Here is an 18528-nt window from a genome sequence, read left to right on the forward strand (position 1 = left end):
CTGAATCCATCGCGGTGAAAGCACGATGGAAACGGGCCGCCGTCGCAGCAGTCGAGGGAGTGCACATGTTTGAGAGGTTCACCGACCGCGCGAGGCGGGTGGTCGTCCTGGCCCAAGAAGAGGCCAGGATGCTCAACCACAACTACATCGGCACCGAGCACATCCTCCTGGGTCTGATCCACGAGGGTGAAGGTGTCGCCGCCAAGGCGCTGGAATCGCTGGGCATCGCGCTGGAGGGCGTCCGCCAGCAGGTCGAGGAGATCATCGGCCAGGGGCAGCAGGCCCCGAGCGGGCACATCCCCTTCACCCCGCGGGCCAAGAAGGTGCTTGAGCTGTCGCTGCGCGAAGCGCTGCAGCTCGGCCACAACTACATCGGCACCGAGCACATCCTGCTCGGGCTGATCCGCGAGGGTGAAGGCGTCGCCGCACAGGTGCTCGTCAAGCTCGGCGCGGACCTCAACCGGGTGCGTCAGCAGGTTCTGCAGCTGCTGTCGGGCTACCAGGGTGGCAAGGAGTCGACCGAGACCGGCTCCGGACGCGGTGAAGGCACCCCGTCGTCGTCGCTGGTGCTCGACCAGTTCGGCCGCAACCTGACCGTGCAGGCCCGCGAAGGCAAGCTCGACCCGGTCATCGGCCGCGGCAAGGAGATCGAACGGGTCATGCAGGTGCTGTCGCGGCGCACCAAGAACAACCCGGTCCTGATCGGTGAGCCCGGCGTCGGCAAGACCGCCGTCGTCGAGGGGCTCGCGCAGAACATCGTCAAGGGCGAAGTCCCGGAGACGCTGAAGGACAAGCAGCTCTACACCCTCGACCTCGGCTCGCTGGTCGCCGGTTCCCGGTACCGCGGTGACTTCGAAGAGCGCCTCAAGAAGGTGCTCAAGGAGATCAAGACCCGCGGCGACATCATCCTGTTCATCGACGAGCTGCACACGCTCGTCGGCGCGGGTGCCGCCGAGGGCGCGATCGACGCCGCCTCGATCCTGAAGCCGATGCTGGCCCGTGGCGAGCTGCAGACGATCGGCGCGACCACGCTCGAGGAGTACCGCAAGTACATCGAGAAGGACGCCGCGCTGGAGCGCCGCTTCCAGCCGATCCAGGTCGGCGAGCCGTCGCTCGAGCACACGATCGAGATCCTGAAGGGTCTCCGCGACCGGTACGAGGCGCACCACCGCGTCTCGATCACCGACTCGGCGCTCGTGGCCGCCGCCACGCTGGCGGACCGGTACATCAACGACCGGTTCCTGCCGGACAAGGCGATCGACCTGATCGACGAGGCGGGCGCACGGATGCGCATCCGCCGGATGACCGCGCCGCCGGACCTGCGCGAGTTCGACGAGAAGATCGCCGACGTGCGCCGGGACAAGGAGTCCGCGATAGACGCGCAGGACTTCGAGCGCGCCGCCCGCCTCCGTGACGAGGAGAAGACCCTCCTCGGCCAGAAGGGTGAGCGGGAGAAGCAGTGGAAGGACGGCGACCTCGACGTCGTCGCCGAGGTCGACGAGGAGCAGATCGCCGAGGTCCTCGCCAACTGGACCGGTATCCCGGTGTTCAAGCTCACCGAGGAGGAGACCACGCGTCTGCTCCGCATGGAGGACGAGCTGCACAAGCGGATCATCGGCCAGGAGGACGCGGTCAAGGCCGTCTCCCAGGCGATCCGCCGTACCCGCGCCGGTCTGAAGGACCCGAAGCGCCCCTCCGGCTCGTTCATCTTCGCCGGTCCGTCCGGTGTCGGTAAGACCGAGCTGTCCAAGGCGCTGGCGGCGTTCCTGTTCGGCGAGGACGACGCGCTCATCCAGATCGACATGGGCGAGTTCCACGACCGCTACACCGCTTCGCGGCTCTTCGGTGCCCCTCCGGGCTACGTGGGCTACGAAGAGGGCGGCCAGCTGACCGAGAAGGTGCGGCGCAAGCCGTTCTCGGTGGTGCTGTTCGACGAGATCGAGAAGGCCCACCAGGAGATTTACAACACGCTCCTGCAGGTCCTCGAAGACGGCCGGCTCACCGACGGTCAGGGACGTACGGTCGACTTCAAGAACACCGTGCTCATCTTCACCTCGAACCTGGGTACCTCGGACATCTCCAAGTCCGTTTCGCTCGGCTTCTCGCAGGGAGGCGACACCGCCAACCGGTACGAGAAGATGAAGCAAAAGGTCAACGAGGAGATGAAGAAGCATTTCCGGCCGGAGTTCCTGAACCGGATCGACGACATCATCGTCTTCCACCAGCTGACCAAGGATCAGATCATCCAGATGGTCGATCTGATGATCGCGCGGGTCGAGACGCAGCTGAAGGCCAAGGACATGGAGCTGGAGCTCACTCCGAAGGCCAAGTCGCTGCTCGCCAAGCGCGGCTTCGACCCGGTGCTGGGCGCGCGGCCGCTGCGTCGCACGATCCAGCGCGAGATCGAGGACCAGCTGTCGGAGAAGATCCTGTTCGGCGAGGTCCAGGCCGGTCAGATCATCCTGGTCGACGTCGAAGGCTGGAACGACGAAGAGGGCGAGAAGGACGACAAGGCGCACTTCGTCTTCCGCGGCGAGGCCCGGCCTTCGTCGGTCCCGGACGCCCCGCCGGTCAGCATCGGCGCCGGCACGAGCGAAGAGAACGGCGAAGCCGAGAGCGAGTGAGTCTCGGTGATTCACGGAAAAGCCCGTCGCGGGTTGGCCGCGGCGGGCTTTTCCGTTTGCACCCGTTCGTGTCCAGTGGCGAAGAGCGCGCTTTCGTGGGAACCCTGGTCTGCAAGCTCCAATCGATATAAGGTCTACATTATGGTCGTTTGATGATCGCTGGTTCGGGTCGCTGTGCAGGGAAGATCCTGGTACGGCGGACCGAGTCGAGGAAGCGATCGACATGCTGGCTTGTGAGGGGCCGCAGCTCGGCCGGACGCAACGAGATCAGGATCTTGTTCGTCTTCGATCCGGTGCGGAGAGCCGTGCTTCTGGTCGCCGGTGACAAAGCCGGAAACTGGAAACGGTGGTACGACATCAACATCCCGATCGCGGAGGAGCGATACCGGCCGCATCTGGACGCGATGGAGGAAAGCTGAAATGGGTCGGTCCTGGAAAGAGGTCAAGGCCGAAAAGCTCGCCGCGGATCGCGAAGCGGGTCGTGACGTCGAGGCCGCGCGGGCCGAGGCGCGAGAAGCCACGCAGGCCTACATTTTCGGCTTTCGGCTGTCGCGGCTTCGCGAAGACGTCGGGCTGAGCCAGACCGAGGTCGCCAACCGCATGGGCGTGAGCCAACCGCGAATCAGCCAGCTCGAACAAGGGGATCCGAGCCAGATGGAACTGGACACCCTCCGCAGGTACATCGTCGCTTTGGGCGGCCGAATGCGGGTGGTCGCCGATTTCGGCGATCACGACGTCACCATCTCCACCGCCGTCTGACCGCTCCCGGACGGCCGATCGCCGCGTGAGACGATGCCACCGGGTCCGGGAGGGGGTCAGGTGGACGTTCTGGCGATCGATTTCGGTACCTCCAGCACGGTCGGGGTGCTCTCGATCCACGGCAGGGGGACGCAGGTCGTCGAAATCGACGGATCGGTGACGATGTCGTCGGCGATCTACGTCGACAAGGACGGCACCGTCTTCGTAGGCCGCGACGCCGAACGTCGTGCCAGGTTGGATCCGAGCCGGTTCGAAGCGAATCCGAAGCGCCGCATCGACGAGGGTGCTCTCCAGCTCGGCGACGTCACGCTTCCCATCGCCGACGCCTTCGCCGCTGTCCTGCGCCGGGTCGGCGAGGAGGCCGAGCTGCTCCTCCAGCGTCTGCCCGCGCAGGTGCGCATCTCCCATCCGGCGGGCTGGGGCCCGGACCGCAAGCAGATCCTCCGCGACGCCGCGCTCAAGGCCGGATTCGGGACCACGCTGCTGATCCCCGAGCCGGTCGCCGCCGCCGCGCATTACGCCTCGCTCAACCACGGCCAGGTCCGGCCGCCCGGTCCGATCGCGGTGTACGACTTGGGGGCGGGCACTTTCGACTGCGCCGTCGTCGGGGTCAGCGCGCAGGGGTTCGCCGTGCTCGCCGAGGACGGTCTGCCCGACCTCGGCAGCCTCGACATCGACCAGGCTCTGCTGGTCCACATCGGCCGCGAGGTCTCGCATTCCGATCCCGCGGTGTGGCAGCGGGTGCTGCGCCCGCAGTCGATCGGGGACCGCCGGACGCGCCGCTCGCTGCTCCAGGATGTCCGTGACGCCAAGGAAAGCCTGTCCCGGCATCAGCAGACCGAGATCCCGATGCCGGAGCCGTTCGGGGACGTGCGGGTGACGCGGACGGAACTCGAGGCGCTCGTCCGGCCGAGTTTCCTGCGCAGTGCCGAACTCCTCGCCACCACGATCCATCGCGCCGGGCTCACCCCCGCGCAGCTCGGCGGCGTCTACCTCGTCGGCGGGCCGAGCCGGATGCCGTTGCTGGCGAGCCTGCTGGCGAACCAGCTCCGCATCGCGCCGACGACACAGGACCAGCCGGAGACGGCGGTCGCGTTCGGACTGCACCACGTGCCGGCGGGCGGTGAGGACTCCCAGCTGACCGTGCCCGCGTTCGCGCCGGTCTCACCACCGGTGCAGCAGCGGCCCGTCCAGCAGCCACCTCGGCGCCCCCAACCGCCGCGGTGGACGCCGCCCCCGCCACCGCCCGGCCCGAACTGGCGGAAGCCCACGGCGTACGGCGTCATCGCGCCGGCCCTCGCGGCGATCGTGACGACGATCGTCCTGCTCACCGGCGGCGAGGACGAACCCGTCGCGGCGCCGAACCCCGCCGTTCCGGCACAGAAGCCGAACTGCGATCAACCGGGCCAGAAGGACGCGCAGGGGTTCACGGACTGTCTCCGCCGGATCGCCGCCGTCATCCCGCAGCGGGACGCCTGCCGGGACGCGCCGGAGGCGGCCGCCGCGATGGGAGCCCCGTCCGCGGTCACCTGCGTGTTCAAGAGCGACGAGGCGTCGAACGCGATCAACTACTACCAAGGTGTCGCGATGACCGGCCTGGAGGCCGACGCGCGGCGGCAGATGACCAAGGGCAAGCCCGTGGAAGGCACTTGGGCCGCCGACGGGCTGCGTGGCCGCTACCTGGCCGGTGTCGGCAAGCGAAGCGGCATCGTGCTCTTCGGGACCGATGACGCGCCGTTGAGCGCGATGCTCGTCTCGACCCGCCGCGACGGGGCCGCGCGGACGACGCAGGAGATGGTCGACTTCTTCACCGCACAGCTCAAGCCCTGAGCGGTCGAGAGCGGCGGTTCGGTCTTCGGTACAGGTGGTCGTGAGTGGCGATTCGGGTTCTAACCCGAATCGCCACTCACGACCACCTGTACCGAGCACGAACCGCTCAGTGCAGGGTGCCCGCCGGTGTCGAAAGATCCTCGGTCACCGAGAGCGCGGTGTCCACGATGATCCCCAGCGCCTCCGCCGCCCGATGCACGGCAAGGCTCGGCGCCGTCGTCCGCGCGGCTTGTTCCGGCGTGTAGGGAACGTGCACGAAGCCGCCCCGCACGCCGGGAAAGTCGTTGTCCAGCAAGTGCATCAGCCCGTAGAAGACCTGGTTGCACACGTACGTCCCCGCGGTGTGCGAGACCGACGCCGGAAGGCCCGCGTGCTTGATCCCCGCGACGCACGCCTTCACCGGCAGTGTCGTGAAGTACGCGTTGGGCCCGCCGGGGATCACCGGGACGTCGACGGGTTGCGAGCCCGCGTTGTCCGGGATCCGCGCGTCGATCAGGTTGATCGCGACGCGTTCCGGGGTGACGTCGGGGCGGCCGCCCGCCTGGCCGACGCAGATCACCAGTTCCGGCCGGTATTCGTCGATGGCGTCCCGCAAGGTGATCAGCGAACGCGAGAACACACACGGCAGCTCGACGGCCACGGTGTCGCGCCGCCGGCCGGTGAGCAGGGAAACCGCCTGCCACGACGGGTTCACCCGCTCACCGCCGAACGGTTCGAAGCCGGTGAGGAGCACGGACGTCATGCCACTCACCCTAACGTGTGACGGACGTCAGGCGGCCGGCTTGAGGTCCCCGGGGTAGAGGAACTCGGGCGCCGGTTTGGTGTTGCCGTAGAACCACGCGTCGAAGAAACCCTGGAGGTTCTTGTGCGCGACGCGCTCGGCGAACTTCTGGAACTCCGGCAGGCTCGCGTTGCCGTCCCGGTGCAGGGCCGGCCACGTCTTCAGGACGCGGTCGAACGGGGCCGCGCCGATGTAGTTCTTCAGCGCGTGCAGCGCCACCGGGCCCTTCGAGTACACGTACGTGAACTCGTTGCCGGGCCCCATGTCGTACAGTTTCCCGGCCCAGAACCGGTCCGTCGCCTTCTGCACGGCGGACAGGTAGCGCGCCTTGAGGTCCTGGCCCGACTTCGCTTCGGACCACATCCACTCCGCGTACGAGGCGAAGCATTCGTTGAGGCAGACGTCCTTCCACTTGTCGACGGCGACCGAGTCACCCCACCACTGGTGGGCGTTCTCGTGCACGATCGTCGGGACGTTGCCCGCCGCGCCCGAGTAGATCGGCCTGCTCAGCGTCTCCAGCGAGAACCCGATCGGCTCGGCGAGGAAGATGCCGCCCGCGGCGTCCACCGGGTACCGGCCGAACTTCGACGACAGGAAGTCGATGATCTCCGGCAGCCGCGCCTCGGCCTGCTTGGTCGCGGCGGGGGTGCCCGGGGCGTAGGCGTTGACGACCGGGGTGCCGTCGGACAGCTTCGTCCGCTCGAACTCCCATTTGTCGATCGCGACCGTCGTCATGTACGGCACCGCCGGGGTCTCTTCGGCCCAGACGTACGTGGTGCCCTTGTCGCCCTTGAACTGCCCGCGCTCGCGGCCGTTCGAGATGACGCCCCATTCCGAGGGCACGGTGATCGCGAGGTGGAAGGTCGCCTTGTCGCGCGGGGTGTCGTTGACCGGGTACCAGGTCGTCGCGGACTTCGGCTCGCCCGCGACGAACGCGCCGCCGGATTTCGCGTACTGCCAGCCGTTCGGGCCCAGCGACGGATCCTCGATGGGCTGCGGGACGCCGTGGTAAGCGATCTCGGCGGTGAACCGCTCGCGGACGCGCAGCGGGCGGGCCGGGGTGATGACCAGTTCGTGGTCACCGGTCCGTGTGAAGGTCGCCGTCCGTCCGTTGACCCTGACCGAGTCGACGGTCAGCCCGTGCAGGTCGAGGTTGAACGAACTGAGCGCCTGTGTCGCCCGGCCGGTGATCGTCTGCAGGCCGGTGAGCTGCTTGGTCGCCGGTTCGTAGCCGATCTTCAGGTTGTAGTCGCCGACGTCGTAGCCGCCGTTGCCGTCCTGCGGATAGTAGCTGTCGCCCGCGCCGTCGGCGCCGGGTTTGCCGGTGTCGGCGAGGGCGGTCCCACCGCCGAGGACACTCGCGGCCAGAACGGCGGCGATGACGGCCACACTCCGGTTCCTCATTCACGCTCCAGTCGATCGGCTGTCATTTGGTCCCGAACCTAACCCCGTGACCTCGGCCGTCCGCCCGGAAAGCTCCTCCGTGCCCGGATAATCCCCACTTCCGTCGCTTGAGCAGAGCCTGGAAACCGGGACAGCGCGCTTTGAGATGCACAGCCTAGGGGCTGACCGGTCGCGGGTTCTGGAAAGCTGGGGCCGTGCGTGTGACGCTGCTGGGCCCGGTCGGAGCGGAGGCCGGTGACGGCACCCCGGTCGACATCGGCGGTGTCCGCCTCCGCATGCTCTTGGCCAGGCTCGCGCTGGACCCCGGCCGCGGCGTCCCGGCGGCGGCGCTCATCGACGGTCTCTGGGGCGAGGAACCGCCCTCCGACGCGGCGAACGCACTCCAATCCCTGGTCTCGCGGTTGCGCAAGGTACTGCGTGCCGACGACGTCACCCTCGATTCGGGCCCCGGCGGCTACCGGCTGGACATCGCCCGCGAGGACGTCGACGTCTTCCGTTTCGAACGGCTGGCGGCGGAGGGCCGCGCCGAGCTGGCGGCGGGCCGGGACTCGGCCGCGGCCGCGATCCTCGCCGAGGCGCTCGGTCTCTGGCGCGGTGAGGCACTGGCCGACGTGCTCGAAGCCCCCTTCGCGCAGGCGCCGGCGACGCGACTTGAAGACCTGCGTCTCGAAGCCGCTGAAGATCGCTTCGAGGCGGAGATCCGGATCGGCGGGCACGACCGGGTCCTCGCGGATCTCAAGGAGGCCGCCGCGCGGAATCCGCTGCGCGAACGCCTGGCCGGGCTGTGGATCCGGGCGCTGTGCGCGGCGGACCGGCAGTCCGACGCGCTCGCCGTCTACGAAGAGGTCCGGACGGCACTGGCCGACGAGCTGGGCGTCGATCCCTCGGCCGAACTCCGCCGGCTCCACCTCGCCGCGCTGCGCGGGGAACTCGGCCCGCCGCCCGCGGCCGCCGACCATCTTCCGGTGCGGTTGACCAGCTTCGTCGGCCGCGACGACGAGTTGAAGCTGGTCGCCGAACTCCTCGCCGGTGCACGGCTGGTGACGCTGGTCGGGCCAGGCGGCGCCGGGAAGACCCGGTTGGCCACCGAGGTCGCGACGCGGCATCCGGCACACGCGCGCGGCCGCGTCTGGTTCGTCCCGCTCGCCGGTGTCCGCGACCCGGGTGACCTGCCCGGCGCGGTCTTCGCGGCGCTGGAACTGTGGGACCTCGGGCTTTCACATGGCGGCGAGCCGATGCGGCGCCCGGTGGACGCGCTGGTCCGGGTCGTGGAGACGCTCGGCGCCGGTGAGTCGGTACTGGTGCTGGACAACTGCGAACATCTGGTCGACGCGGCCGCGGAGCTGGTGAACACCCTGCTGCGACGCGTGCCGACCCTGCGAGTCCTCGCGACGAGCCGCGAGGCGCTGGCCATCGACGGCGAGACGCTGTGCCCGCTCGGCCCGCTGGCGGTACCGGACGGGAAGCCGACCGTTCCGCAGGCGGCCGAGGCGGGCGCGATCCGGCTGTTCGTCGACCGGGCGGTGGCCGTGCGCCCGGATTTCGTCCTCGACGAGTCCACCGTGGACGACGTCGCGCAGATCTGCCGACGGCTGGACGGGATGCCGCTGGCGCTGGAACTGGCCGCCGCGCGGCTGCGTTCGATGACCGTCGCGCAGATCTCGCAGCGCCTCGACGACCGGTTCCGCCTGCTGACCTCGGGCAGCCGGACGGCGTTGCCGAGGCAGCGCACCCTGCGCGCCGTCGTCGAGTGGAGCTGGGACCTGCTCGACGACGCCGAACGCGTCCTCGCCAGACGCCTGTCGGTGTTCGGCGCCGGTGCCGAGGTCGAAGCGGTCGAAGCCGTCTGCTCCGGTGACGACCTGCCGGCCGAAGACATCCTGTACGTCCTCGGCTCGCTCGTCGAGAAGTCCATTGTGGACGCGGTGGCCGGTGACCAGGGCGAGCCCCGTTACCGCATGCTGGAGACCATCCGGGCCTACGCGGCGGAACGGCTCGACGAGGCCGAAGAGCGAGAGCGGCTGACGAAGGCGTATCACCGCTACTACGCCGAGCTCACCGAGCGGCTGGAGCCGTCGCTGCGGACAAGGGACCAGCTCACCGCCATCTCGCGGTACGACGCCGAGCACGGCAACATCGTGACCGCGTTGCGTCAGGCGATCGACGCCGACGACGTCGAAATGACGACCCGCCTGTTCAGCGGCATCTTCTGGTACTGGCTGATCAAAGGTGACAGTGACCGGGCGGAGGCGTTCGTCGCCGAGGTGCTCGCCTTCGGTGACAGGCTGGCCGAAGATTTCGCCGCCGCGTTCCGGGCGATCCGCGCGATGATGGCGATGGCACCCGGGGTCGGCGACCCCGTGGAGGGACTCGCGCTCATCGACCACTGTGTGCGGACGAAGGCGTACGAACGGGTCGCCGGGCTGGCCCTCGGCCTGCCGATGCTCGCGTTCTTCTGCAAGGAAAGGGAACTGGCCCACCGGGAGGTGACGCGTGCGCTGTCGAGCCCGGATCCGTGGGCTCGCGCCGCCGCGTCGTGGGCGCAAAGCTTCATCCTCGCCGACCAAGGTGACTCCGAGGGCGCTGACCAGGCGCGGGACAGGGCCTTCGACGGGTTCTCGGCCGTGGGCGACCGCTGGGGTACCGCGATGGCGGTCGGGATGAAGGCGTCCGACATCTCGATGTCCGGCGACCACGAAGCCGCGCTTTCGCTGTACCGGCAGGGGCTCGCCCTCGCCCTCGAACTGGGTTCGCAGGACGACGTGATCCAGCAGCGCTGGCGGCTCGCGACGGAGTACGCGCGGGCGGGTGACCTCGACACGGCGATGCGCGAGATCCGCGAGGCTGAGCGGTACGCGATCGACACGGGCAACGACCAGCTCGCGGTGATGGTGCTGGTGGGCAAGGCCGATCTGTTCAGCCGCGCCGGCCGCGTCGCCGAGGCGCGCGAGGTCGCCGCCCGGTTCCGGGAGTCGATGGACAAGGTGCCGCTCCCTGGCATGTTCGCCGACGAGTTCGGCGGGTACATCGACACGGAAGTCGCTCTGGCCGCCGGAGATCTGGAGGCGGCCGAGCGCGCCGCCGCGATCGTCGTGAGGTCCACCGTGGCGCGGGGCGACATGCCCGATCTCGGGCGGATCGTCGAGGTCGTCGGTCTGATCCGGTTCCGGCAGGGCCGTCCGGACGTCGCCGTTCGCCTGCTCGGCGCGGCGAAGCTCGTCCGCGGCAGGCTCGACCTCGGCGAGCCCGCCATCCGGCAATTGACCGACGATCTCCGCGAGCATTTCGGCGAGGAGCGCTACGAAGCCCTGCTCGTCCAGGACGCGGAACTGTCCCGGGACGCGTTGCTCACCTGGGTGAAAGATGTCGTGGGTGATTCGGGTCGTTAGAACGAACCCTCTTTTAGGTACCTACTCGTCACCTGCGGTCTTGCTGGCGTGAAGTACATGATGGCCCCCTTCCTTGCGCCTAGCGCAAGGAAGGGGGCCATCATGTACTGGGGAAGGCACTCAACGTCCCACCAGCGGGTGACGAAACACTCACGACATCTCTAGACGCGCTTCCGGTAAGCCCAGGTGGCGAGCGGGAAGAAGACCGCGATCGCGGCCGCCATCCAGATCAGCGAGCCGGTCAGCGGACCGGCGATCGCGCCACCGTTCATCAACCCCCGCAGCACGTCGGACATCTGCGTCACCGGGCTGATGTCGGCCCACGCCTTCAGCCAGCCGGGCATGGTGCCGGTCGGCACGAAGACGTTGCTGCCGAAGGTCAGCGGCATCAGGACCACGAACATCAGGCCCTGCACCGCGCCGGGGCTCTTCACCAGCATCCCGACGAACACCGACGCCCAGCAGAACGACAGCGCGAACGCGATGGCCAGCACGACGGCGAGCACGAACTCCGCCGGCCCGGTCTGGATCCGGTAGCCCATGATCGTCGCGACGATCATCAGCACGGTGATGCACACCAGGTACCGCACGATGTCGGCCAGTACGGCGCCGACCAGCGGCGCGGACCGGGAGATCGGCATCGCGCGGAACCGGTCGAACACGCCCTTGGTGACGTCGGTGTTGAGCTGGACGCCGACGGTCATGCTGGCCTGCAGGATGTTGAACACCATGATGCCGGGCACGATCATCTGCAGGTAACCCTCGGTGCTGCCCATGATCGCGCCACCGAAGAGGTAGACGAACATGACGAGGAAGATGATCGGCGCGATGGTGACGTCGGCCAGCTGCTCCGGATTCTTCCGGATCTTCAGGATGCCGCGCCAGGCAAGGGAAAGCCCGTGCTGAACGCCGCTGGACAGGGAAACGCGCCGTGGTGGGGCGGGCGCGGCGATGGTCGTCATACCAGGCTCCCTTCCGGAGTGGTGTCCTTTGTGGACTCGTCGGTCTTCTTGCCGGTCAGCGCGAGGAACACCTCGTCGAGGCTGGGCAGCCGCAGCGCCAGCTCGTCCGCGGTGATCCCGGCTTCGTCCAGCTTGCGGACCAGGGTGGACAGCAGGACCGGGTCGGCGACGGGCGCGGTGAGCAACCCGGTGTCGTCGTCCCGGTTCGGCCGGGCCCCGGTGAGCCCGGTCAGGATGCGCTCGACGGCGTCGAGATCGCCGAGCGCGCTCGGCCGGACCTGCAGCGTCTGGCCGCCGGTCCGCCGCTTGAGTTCGTCGGCCCGCCCGTTCGCCACGACGTGACCGTGGTCGAACACGGTGATCGTGTCGGCCAGCTGGTCGGCCTCTTCCAGGTACTGCGTGGTGAGCAGCACCGTCGTCCCGTCGGCGACCAGCGTCCGGACCACGGCCCAGACCTCGTTGCGGGCATGCGGGTCGAGACCGGTGGTCGGTTCGTCCAGGTAGAGCACCTTGGGACGGCCGACCAGGCTCGCGGCGAGGTCGAGTCGCCGCCGCATGCCGCCCGAGTAGGTCTTGATCGCGCGTCCGGCGGCATCGGTCAGTTCGAACCGCTCCAGCAGGTCGGCAGCGCGCTTCTTCGCGTCCGCCCTCGACAGCTCCAGCAGCCTGCCGATCAGGACGAGGTTCTCCGTGCCGGAGAGGTCCTCGTCGACCGACGCGTACTGCCCGGTCAGCCCGATCATGCTGCGGACCGCCATCGGGTTCTTGACGACGTCGTAGCCGAACACGCTCGCGTGGCCGCGGTCCGGCCGGATCAGGGTGGCCAGGATCCGGACGGCGGTCGTCTTCCCCGCGCCGTTCGGCCCCAGCACCCCGACCACCTTGCCCGCCGGGACCTCCAGATCGACCCCGTCGAGTGCTTTCGTCTCCCCATAGTGTTTGACCAGGCCCTCGGCCCTGATCGCGTGCGACATGTTTCCTCCTGTGGATCTCGCCCCGCGGACAAAGGTGCCCGCCACGACTGGCAGACCGCGCACAGCGCGCTGGCAGGGGCTGATAAGCGCTGGTAGACGCGGTGTGAGGAGGTTGTGAAGGTGTTGTGTAGAGCGCCGTCACGCCGCCGTCGATCGGCATACTCGACGACATGGTGATCGAAGAACGGGCGCCCGCGGTCGTCCGCCGGACGCGTGGTGGCGCTCGCGGGACGCTGGTCAGCGGGCTGCTCATCGGGGCGGTCGTGCCGTTCGCGGCGCTGACGGGGTTGCGGCTCGTCGGTTACGACGGCAACACGTACACGATCGCGGCACTCGCGCTGACGCCGTACGCGGGCGTCGCGACGCTGGTTCTCGCCGTCCTCGCGCTCGGGCTGCGCCGCTGGTGGACCGGGGTCGTCGCGCTCGTGCTGACCTTCACGATCGCCGCGCTGGTGCTGCCACGCGCCTTCGCGACCGAACAGAAGGCACTCGGCGGGAAGCACGTCCGCGTGCTGGCGTCGAACATGCTCGGGGGACGGGCGGACCCGGGCAAGATCGTCGGTTACGTGAAGGAACACCAGGTCGACGTCCTGAGCCTGACCGAGATGACGCCCGAGGCGGTCACGAAGCTGGAGCGGGCCGGGCTGTTCGAGATCCTGCCGTTCCACGTGCTGCACCCGGCTGCGTGGGCGTCCGGCTCCGGGCTGGTGTCGAAGTACCCGCTCACGCCGTTGAAGCTGACCGGCGCTTCGAACTCCAAGCAGCCGAGCGCGAGTATCGACCTCGGCGACGGCGTCCGGATCGAGGTCGTCGCGGTCCATCCGGCCGCGCCGATGTGGGACAGGCACGTATGGGTCGACGAAGCGAAGGACCTGCCCTACGCCGATGCCGAGCACGACATCCGCATTCTGGCGGGCGACTTCAACGCCAGCGTCGACCACGCGCTCTTCCGTGAGCTGCTGACCAGGGGATACGTGGACGCGGCCGATCAGGTGGGGAAGGCACTGACGGGGACCTGGACGAACGGCATGGTGCCGCCGGTGCCGATCGACCACGTGCTGGCGGACAAGCGGGCGGCCATCGCGGACTTCGAGGTGCTGGAGATGCCGGGCAGCGATCACGACGCCGTCTACGCCGAGGTCGTCCTGCCCTGAGTGAGCAGCGCGTCCAGCGCTTCGAGGGTTTCGAGGCCGTTGCTCGCCAATGAGACACCCCGGCCGTGCCGGACCTGCGGCTCACGCGGATTGATCCGGATGAGTGAGCCGGTCGCGGCGCTGGCCAGTTCCGCATAGCGCCGCACCGTCGGCACGGCCTGCCCGGCGCCGAGTTCCACCACCACGAGGTCGCGATGCGCGCGCCGCCACGCGGTCAGCTCGTCGAGCTGGGCCTGGCTGCGGTGATCGAGCCACTCGTAATCGCCGAACATGAGGATGTTGGGCCGCGCGAGGCCGCCGCAGTGCGGGCACGACGGCAGTGGCTTCAGCGCGCGCATCGTGTTTTCGTCGATCGGGACCTCGACCTCGTCCGCCCGCCAGATGTCGGTGGTGCACCGGTCGAGACATTGCAGGTGGTGAATGGACCCGTGGGCCTCGGCCACGTGCGGGTAGCCCGCCTTCTGGAACTGACCGTCCACATTGGACGTAAAGGCGCGTGTGCCGCCGGGTTTCCGCGCTCCCCAGGACAGCAGGAGCCGGAACCCCGCGTGCGGGACGGTGGCGCGGTACAGCGCGAGCCGGTGCCCGTAGAAACCCCAGGCCAGCTCGGGATCTTCGGCGAAATGCCGCGGGTCGGCCAGTTCGACGAAGCTGATGCCCAGCCGTTCGTACGGCGGATACGCCTTCCAGAAACCTTCGTCACCCCGGAAATCGGGCAGGCCGGAGTCGACGCCCATCCCGGCGCCGGCACAGACGAGCAGCGCGCCGGCGCCGTCGATCAGTTCCGCGGCTCGTTCGAGCTCACTCACCCGGCTTCGAAGCTTGGACGACCTCGAATTCCAGCAGCTTCGCCCCACTGGAGACGGGCTTCGCGCGCTCACCCGCGTGCGCCTCCCGCGCCGGGCCGGACGCCCACGCCTGGTACGCCTCTTCGGACTCCCACTTGGTGTAGACGAAGTAGCGGCTCTCGCCGGAGACCGGGCGGAGCAGCTCGAAGCCGAGGAAGCCGGGCTGGTTGTCGACGGCGTGCAGCCGCGCGGCGAACCGCTTCTCCAGCTCGGGGCCTGCGCCTTCGGGGACCTCGATCGCGTTGATCTTCACGACTGCCATGCCGCCAGCCTACGGCGAAACTCTTTTGCGCCGCGATGTGATGCGTGGGACCTTCCGGAGAATGGTGGACGCGAAGATTCTCATCTCCGGCGCGAGTGTCGCCGGTCCCGCTTTGGCCTTCTGGCTCACCCGATACGGCTTCGAAGTGACCGTCGTCGAACGCGCGCCGTCCTTGCGGCCCGGCGGCCAGGCCGTCGACCTCCGCGGGACAGCCAAGGAAGTCGCCCGCCGCATGGGGCTGGACGAGCGCATCCGCGCGGCGTGCACGGACACCAAGGGCGAGACGCTCGTCGACCGGAAGGGCCGCACGAAGGCCACACTGCGCGCAGACGACTTCGGCGGCGACGGCCTCATCGCCGAGATCGAGATCCTCCGCGGCGACCTGACCGAAGTGCTGTACGAGGCGACCAAGGAGAAGACGGAGTACGTCTTCGGCGATCGGATCACCGCGCTGGACGAGCGGGCCGACGGCGTCGACGTCACCTTCGCCAGTGGGGCGCGGCGGACGTTCGACCTGGTCATCGGGGCGGACGGGCTGCATTCGGGAGTGCGCGCGCTGGCTTTCGGCGACGAGTCGGCCTACGTGCGGCACCTCGGTGCGTACTTGGCGTTCTTCACCGTGCCGAACCGGCTCGGCCTGCGGGACTGGGCGATCGGCTTCACCGACGTCGGCCGGTCCGCCGGGATCCGCGGCGTCCGCGACGGCGAGGTCGCGATGGGGTACTTCGGGTTCGCCTCGGAAAAGGTCGACTACGACTATCGCGACGTCGAGGCACAGAAGGCGTTGGTGCGCGGGTTCGCGGCCGGGATGGAGTGGGAGGCGCCCTGGCTGCTGAACCAGCTGGACGACGCGCCGGACTTCTACTTCGACTCGTGCGCCCAGGTGATCATGGACTCCTGGTCGCGCGGCCGGATCGGGCTGCTGGGCGACGCCGCCTTCTGCCCCTCGCCGCTTTCGGGCCAGGGCACGAGCCTGGCGTTCGTCGGCGCGTACGTTCTCGCCGGTGAACTCGCCGCCGACCTCGGCACCGGGCTCAAGCGGTACGAGGCGATCATGCGCGATTTCGTCGAAAAGACGCAGGCGATGGGGCGGGCCAACGCGAAGACGGTCTTCGCGAAGTCGCGGACGGCGTTGCGGACGCAGTACCTGGCCATGCGGGCGATGCGCTTCAAGCCGATCGCCGCTCTGGCCTCGCGAAAGATGCAGGACGTCGTAAGCGGCATCGACCTCCCCACCTACCCGCATTCAGAGGACTGAACGCGTTCCACCGCGTGCCGCGACATGCATTTAGAGGACTGAATGCGGGTGGGGGCTAGCCCCGCAGGGTGCCGGGCAGTAGTTCGGCCTCCGGCGGGATCACCGTGCCGTGGAACCAGGCGTCGAAGAACGGCCGCAGGTTCTGTTCCGAGAGCTTGATCGTGAACGCCTCGAAGTCCGCCCAGGAGACGTTGGCGTTCCGGTGGGCCGCCGGCCACTCCTTCAGCAGGCGCGCGAAAGCCCCTTCGCCGATCTTCCGCCGCAACGCGTGGATGGCCAGGATGCCCTTGTCGTACACGCCGTGGAACTCCTGACCGGTCCCCATGTCGACCAGCTTCGACGCCCAGAAGCCCGGGCTGCTCCGCATGATCTCGAGCGCGGCGCGGTAGCGGTCGTCGAGGTTCTCGTTGTCCCGCGATTCCTGCCACAGCCATTGCGCGTACGAGGCGAGGCATTCGTTGAGGCAGACGTCGGACCACGAATTCAGCGTCACCGAATCGCCGAACCACTGGTGTGCGGTTTCGTGCACCACGGTGATCAGGTCGGCCCACTTCGCGTAGGTCGGCCTGGTCTGGGTCTCCAGCGAGAAGTGGATGTCCTCGTCGAGGTAGATCCCACCCGCCGCGTCGACCGGGTACGGCCCGAGTTTCGACGTCAGGAAGCCGATGATCTCCGGCAGCCGCCTGCCGGTGTCGCGGCGGTCCTCCGCGCCCGGCGCGTACGCGTTGACCAGCGGCGTCCCGTCGGGGAGCGACATCCGGTCGACGGTGAACTTGTCGATCGCGACCGTGGTCAGGTAGGCCGCGATGGGCGTGCGTTCCTGCCAGGACGTCGTCGACCAGCCGTTGGCCGTGGCCTTCTGGATCTCGCGTCCGTTCGAGATGACGGTCCAGCCGTCCGGCACCCGGGCGGTGAGAGTGAACATCGCCTTGTCGCGCGGCGTTTCGTTGACGGGATACCAGAACGACGCCGAATGCGGCTCGCCGACGATGAACGCGCCGCCGTCCTTCGACTTCTGCCAGCCGTTCTCGCTGCCGCCCGCCTTGGGCGTCGCCGACGGGTCACCGCCGTAGACGACCTTCGTGCTGAAAGTGGTCCCGTTCCGGATCGGCTCGGCGGGCGTCACCACCAGCTCGAATTCGCCCTCGCGGGCGAACTTCGCCGGTTTCCCCTCCACTTCAACGAATTGCACCGTCAAACCGCGTAAGTCCAAGTTGTACCGATTGAGGTCTTGGGTCGCTTTCGCGGTGACCGTGGTGTCGCCGTCGAGCCGCCCTTTGGTGGGATCGTAAGTGATCCCGACCTGGTATTCCACGGCGTCGTAACCGCCGTTTCCGTCCATCGGGTAGTACGGGTCGCCCGCGCCGGAGGCGCCCGGCACCGGGTTCATCGGCGGCGGAGGAGGGGGCGCGGCGGGGGGATCATCGACGCTGCAACCGATAATCAGGGCGCTGACGACCCCCAGGACCAGACCGGCGGCGGGGACACGGCTGCGCATGGAGGGGAGCTTAGTGGTGATTCAGCGCGACGGGTTGATCACTTTCGGCGGTGACGGGCCACCGATCGTCCTCCTGCACGGGTTGATGGGCAGGGCGACGACGTGGTGGTGGGTCGCGCGAAGGCTCGAACCATACGGGCGTGTCCACGGCCTCGACGCGCGCGGGCACGGCCGTGGCCCGCGTGGCGGACCGTGGCGCACCGAGCGCTTCGGCGACGACGTCGCCGCGGTGCTGCGGACCTTCGACGAGCCCGCGGTCTTGATCGGCCATTCGATGGGCGGCCTGCACGCTTGGGTCACCGCCGCCATGCATCCCGACCTCGTCCGCGCCGTGGTCTGCGAGGACTTCGCGCCGGACCAGCGCGGGCGGACCGTCGACGAATGGCGTGGCTACTTCGAATCCTGGCCGGTCCCGTTCCGCTCGCTGGCCCACGTGCGCGAGTTCTTCGGCGAAACCGGTGACTACTTCATCGAATGCGTCGAAGAACGCGAGGACGGCTATCACCTGATCGCGTCGCTTCCGGATCTGTACGAGATCGCCGCGGAATGGGGGCGGCGCGATTTCTGGGAGTACGTCGAGCGCGTCAAGTGCCCACTGCTCGCCATCGAGGGCGAGCGGACGGCGATGCCCCACGGTCAGCAGGCCGAACTGGCCGCGCGGGTGCCCGGCGGCCTCGGACGGCACATCGTCGTCCAAGGCGCCGGGCACGTGGTGCACGACGAAGCGCCGGAGACCTATCTCGGTGCCGTCGAAGCGTTCCTCTCCGACGTCATCGGGTAGCCCT

15 protein-coding genes are annotated in these 18528 nt (G+C 68.6%); 8 read left to right on the forward strand and 7 right to left on the reverse strand.

Annotated features, from left to right (window positions below; all coding sequences use genetic code 11):
• Positions 1–65: 65 nt before the first annotated feature.
• The 4 genes from AVL48_RS22245 to AVL48_RS22260 all read left to right on the forward strand — a co-directional run bounded on the left by AVL48_RS22245 (position 66) and on the right by AVL48_RS22260 (position 5213).
• Positions 66–2624 (forward strand): ATP-dependent Clp protease ATP-binding subunit, encoded by a 2559-nt coding sequence (locus AVL48_RS22245; protein WP_061985533.1) that lies wholly within the window; start codon positions 66–68, stop codon positions 2622–2624.
• A 233-nt stretch (positions 2625–2857) separates the two neighbouring features.
• Positions 2858–3043, forward strand: a complete 186-nt coding sequence (locus tag AVL48_RS40190; RefSeq protein ID WP_244162389.1) for a type II toxin-antitoxin system RelE/ParE family toxin — start codon at positions 2858–2860, stop codon at positions 3041–3043.
• A 1-nt stretch (position 3044) separates the two neighbouring features.
• Complete coding sequence (locus AVL48_RS22255; protein ID WP_061985531.1) at positions 3045–3383, forward strand: helix-turn-helix domain-containing protein; 339 nt, start codon at positions 3045–3047, stop codon at positions 3381–3383.
• 60 nt (positions 3384–3443) lie between these two features.
• Entirely contained in the window at positions 3444–5213 is a 1770-nt protein-coding gene (locus AVL48_RS22260; protein WP_061985529.1) for an Hsp70 family protein, read from the forward strand.
• 106 nt (positions 5214–5319) lie between these two features.
• Here AVL48_RS22260 and pcp read toward each other — a convergent pair whose 3' ends face one another.
• A complete protein-coding gene (pcp, locus tag AVL48_RS22265; protein ID WP_061989349.1) occupies positions 5320–5955 on the reverse strand; it encodes a pyroglutamyl-peptidase I in 636 nt (211 codons plus the stop codon).
• A 27-nt stretch (positions 5956–5982) separates the two neighbouring features.
• Positions 5983–7398, reverse strand: coding sequence for a M1 family metallopeptidase (locus AVL48_RS22270; protein WP_061989347.1), 1416 nt, complete (start codon positions 7396–7398; stop codon positions 5983–5985).
• A gap of 194 nt (positions 7399–7592) precedes the next feature.
• Between AVL48_RS22270 and AVL48_RS22275 the strand changes: the two genes are divergently transcribed.
• Positions 7593–10787, forward strand: a complete 3195-nt coding sequence (locus AVL48_RS22275) for an AfsR/SARP family transcriptional regulator (protein WP_061989345.1) — start codon at positions 7593–7595, stop codon at positions 10785–10787.
• 161 nt (positions 10788–10948) lie between these two features.
• On the opposite strand, the gene AVL48_RS22280 is transcribed toward AVL48_RS22275, so the two are convergent.
• Positions 10949–11749: an ABC transporter permease gene (locus AVL48_RS22280; RefSeq protein WP_061989343.1), complete on the reverse strand. Its 801-nt coding sequence runs from the start codon at positions 11747–11749 to the stop codon at positions 10949–10951.
• The gene (locus AVL48_RS22285) at positions 11746–12723 is read right to left on the reverse strand and encodes an ATP-binding cassette domain-containing protein (RefSeq protein WP_061989342.1); all 978 of its coding nucleotides are present in this window, start codon (positions 12721–12723) and stop codon (positions 11746–11748) included. Before AVL48_RS22285 ends, AVL48_RS22280 begins: the two co-directional genes overlap by 4 nt.
• Positions 12724–12893: 170 nt before the next feature.
• Here AVL48_RS22285 and AVL48_RS22290 point away from each other — a divergent pair, with 170 nt between their 5' ends.
• Positions 12894–13877, forward strand: coding sequence for an endonuclease/exonuclease/phosphatase family protein (locus tag AVL48_RS22290; protein WP_061989340.1), 984 nt, complete (start codon positions 12894–12896; stop codon positions 13875–13877).
• Here the strand turns inward: AVL48_RS22290 and AVL48_RS22295 are convergent.
• Positions 13853–14686, reverse strand: a complete 834-nt coding sequence (locus AVL48_RS22295) for an SIR2 family NAD-dependent protein deacylase (protein WP_061989338.1) — start codon at positions 14684–14686, stop codon at positions 13853–13855. The genes AVL48_RS22290 and AVL48_RS22295 overlap by 25 nt on opposite strands.
• Complete coding sequence (locus AVL48_RS22300; RefSeq protein ID WP_061989337.1) at positions 14679–14987, reverse strand: antibiotic biosynthesis monooxygenase family protein; 309 nt, start codon at positions 14985–14987, stop codon at positions 14679–14681. Before AVL48_RS22300 ends, AVL48_RS22295 begins: the two co-directional genes overlap by 8 nt.
• A 61-nt stretch (positions 14988–15048) precedes the next feature.
• On the opposite strand from AVL48_RS22300, the gene AVL48_RS22305 reads away from it, so the two are divergent.
• On the forward strand, positions 15049–16245 hold the full coding sequence (locus AVL48_RS22305; protein WP_167386344.1) for an FAD-dependent monooxygenase: 1197 nt from the start codon (positions 15049–15051) through the stop codon (positions 16243–16245).
• Positions 16246–16300: 55 nt separating this feature from the next.
• Here AVL48_RS22305 and AVL48_RS22310 read toward each other — a convergent pair whose 3' ends face one another.
• A complete protein-coding gene (locus tag AVL48_RS22310) occupies positions 16301–17743 on the reverse strand; it encodes a M1 family metallopeptidase (protein WP_061989332.1) in 1443 nt (480 codons plus the stop codon).
• Here AVL48_RS22310 and AVL48_RS22315 point away from each other — a divergent pair.
• Positions 17742–18524, forward strand: a complete 783-nt coding sequence (locus tag AVL48_RS22315; protein WP_143104956.1) for an alpha/beta fold hydrolase — start codon at positions 17742–17744, stop codon at positions 18522–18524. The genes AVL48_RS22310 and AVL48_RS22315 overlap by 2 nt on opposite strands.
• The last annotated feature ends 4 nt before the right edge of the window (positions 18525–18528 follow it).

Source organism: Amycolatopsis regifaucium (assembly GCF_001613935.1).
GTDB classification, from domain to species: Bacteria; Actinomycetota; Actinomycetes; order Mycobacteriales; family Pseudonocardiaceae; genus Amycolatopsis; species Amycolatopsis regifaucium.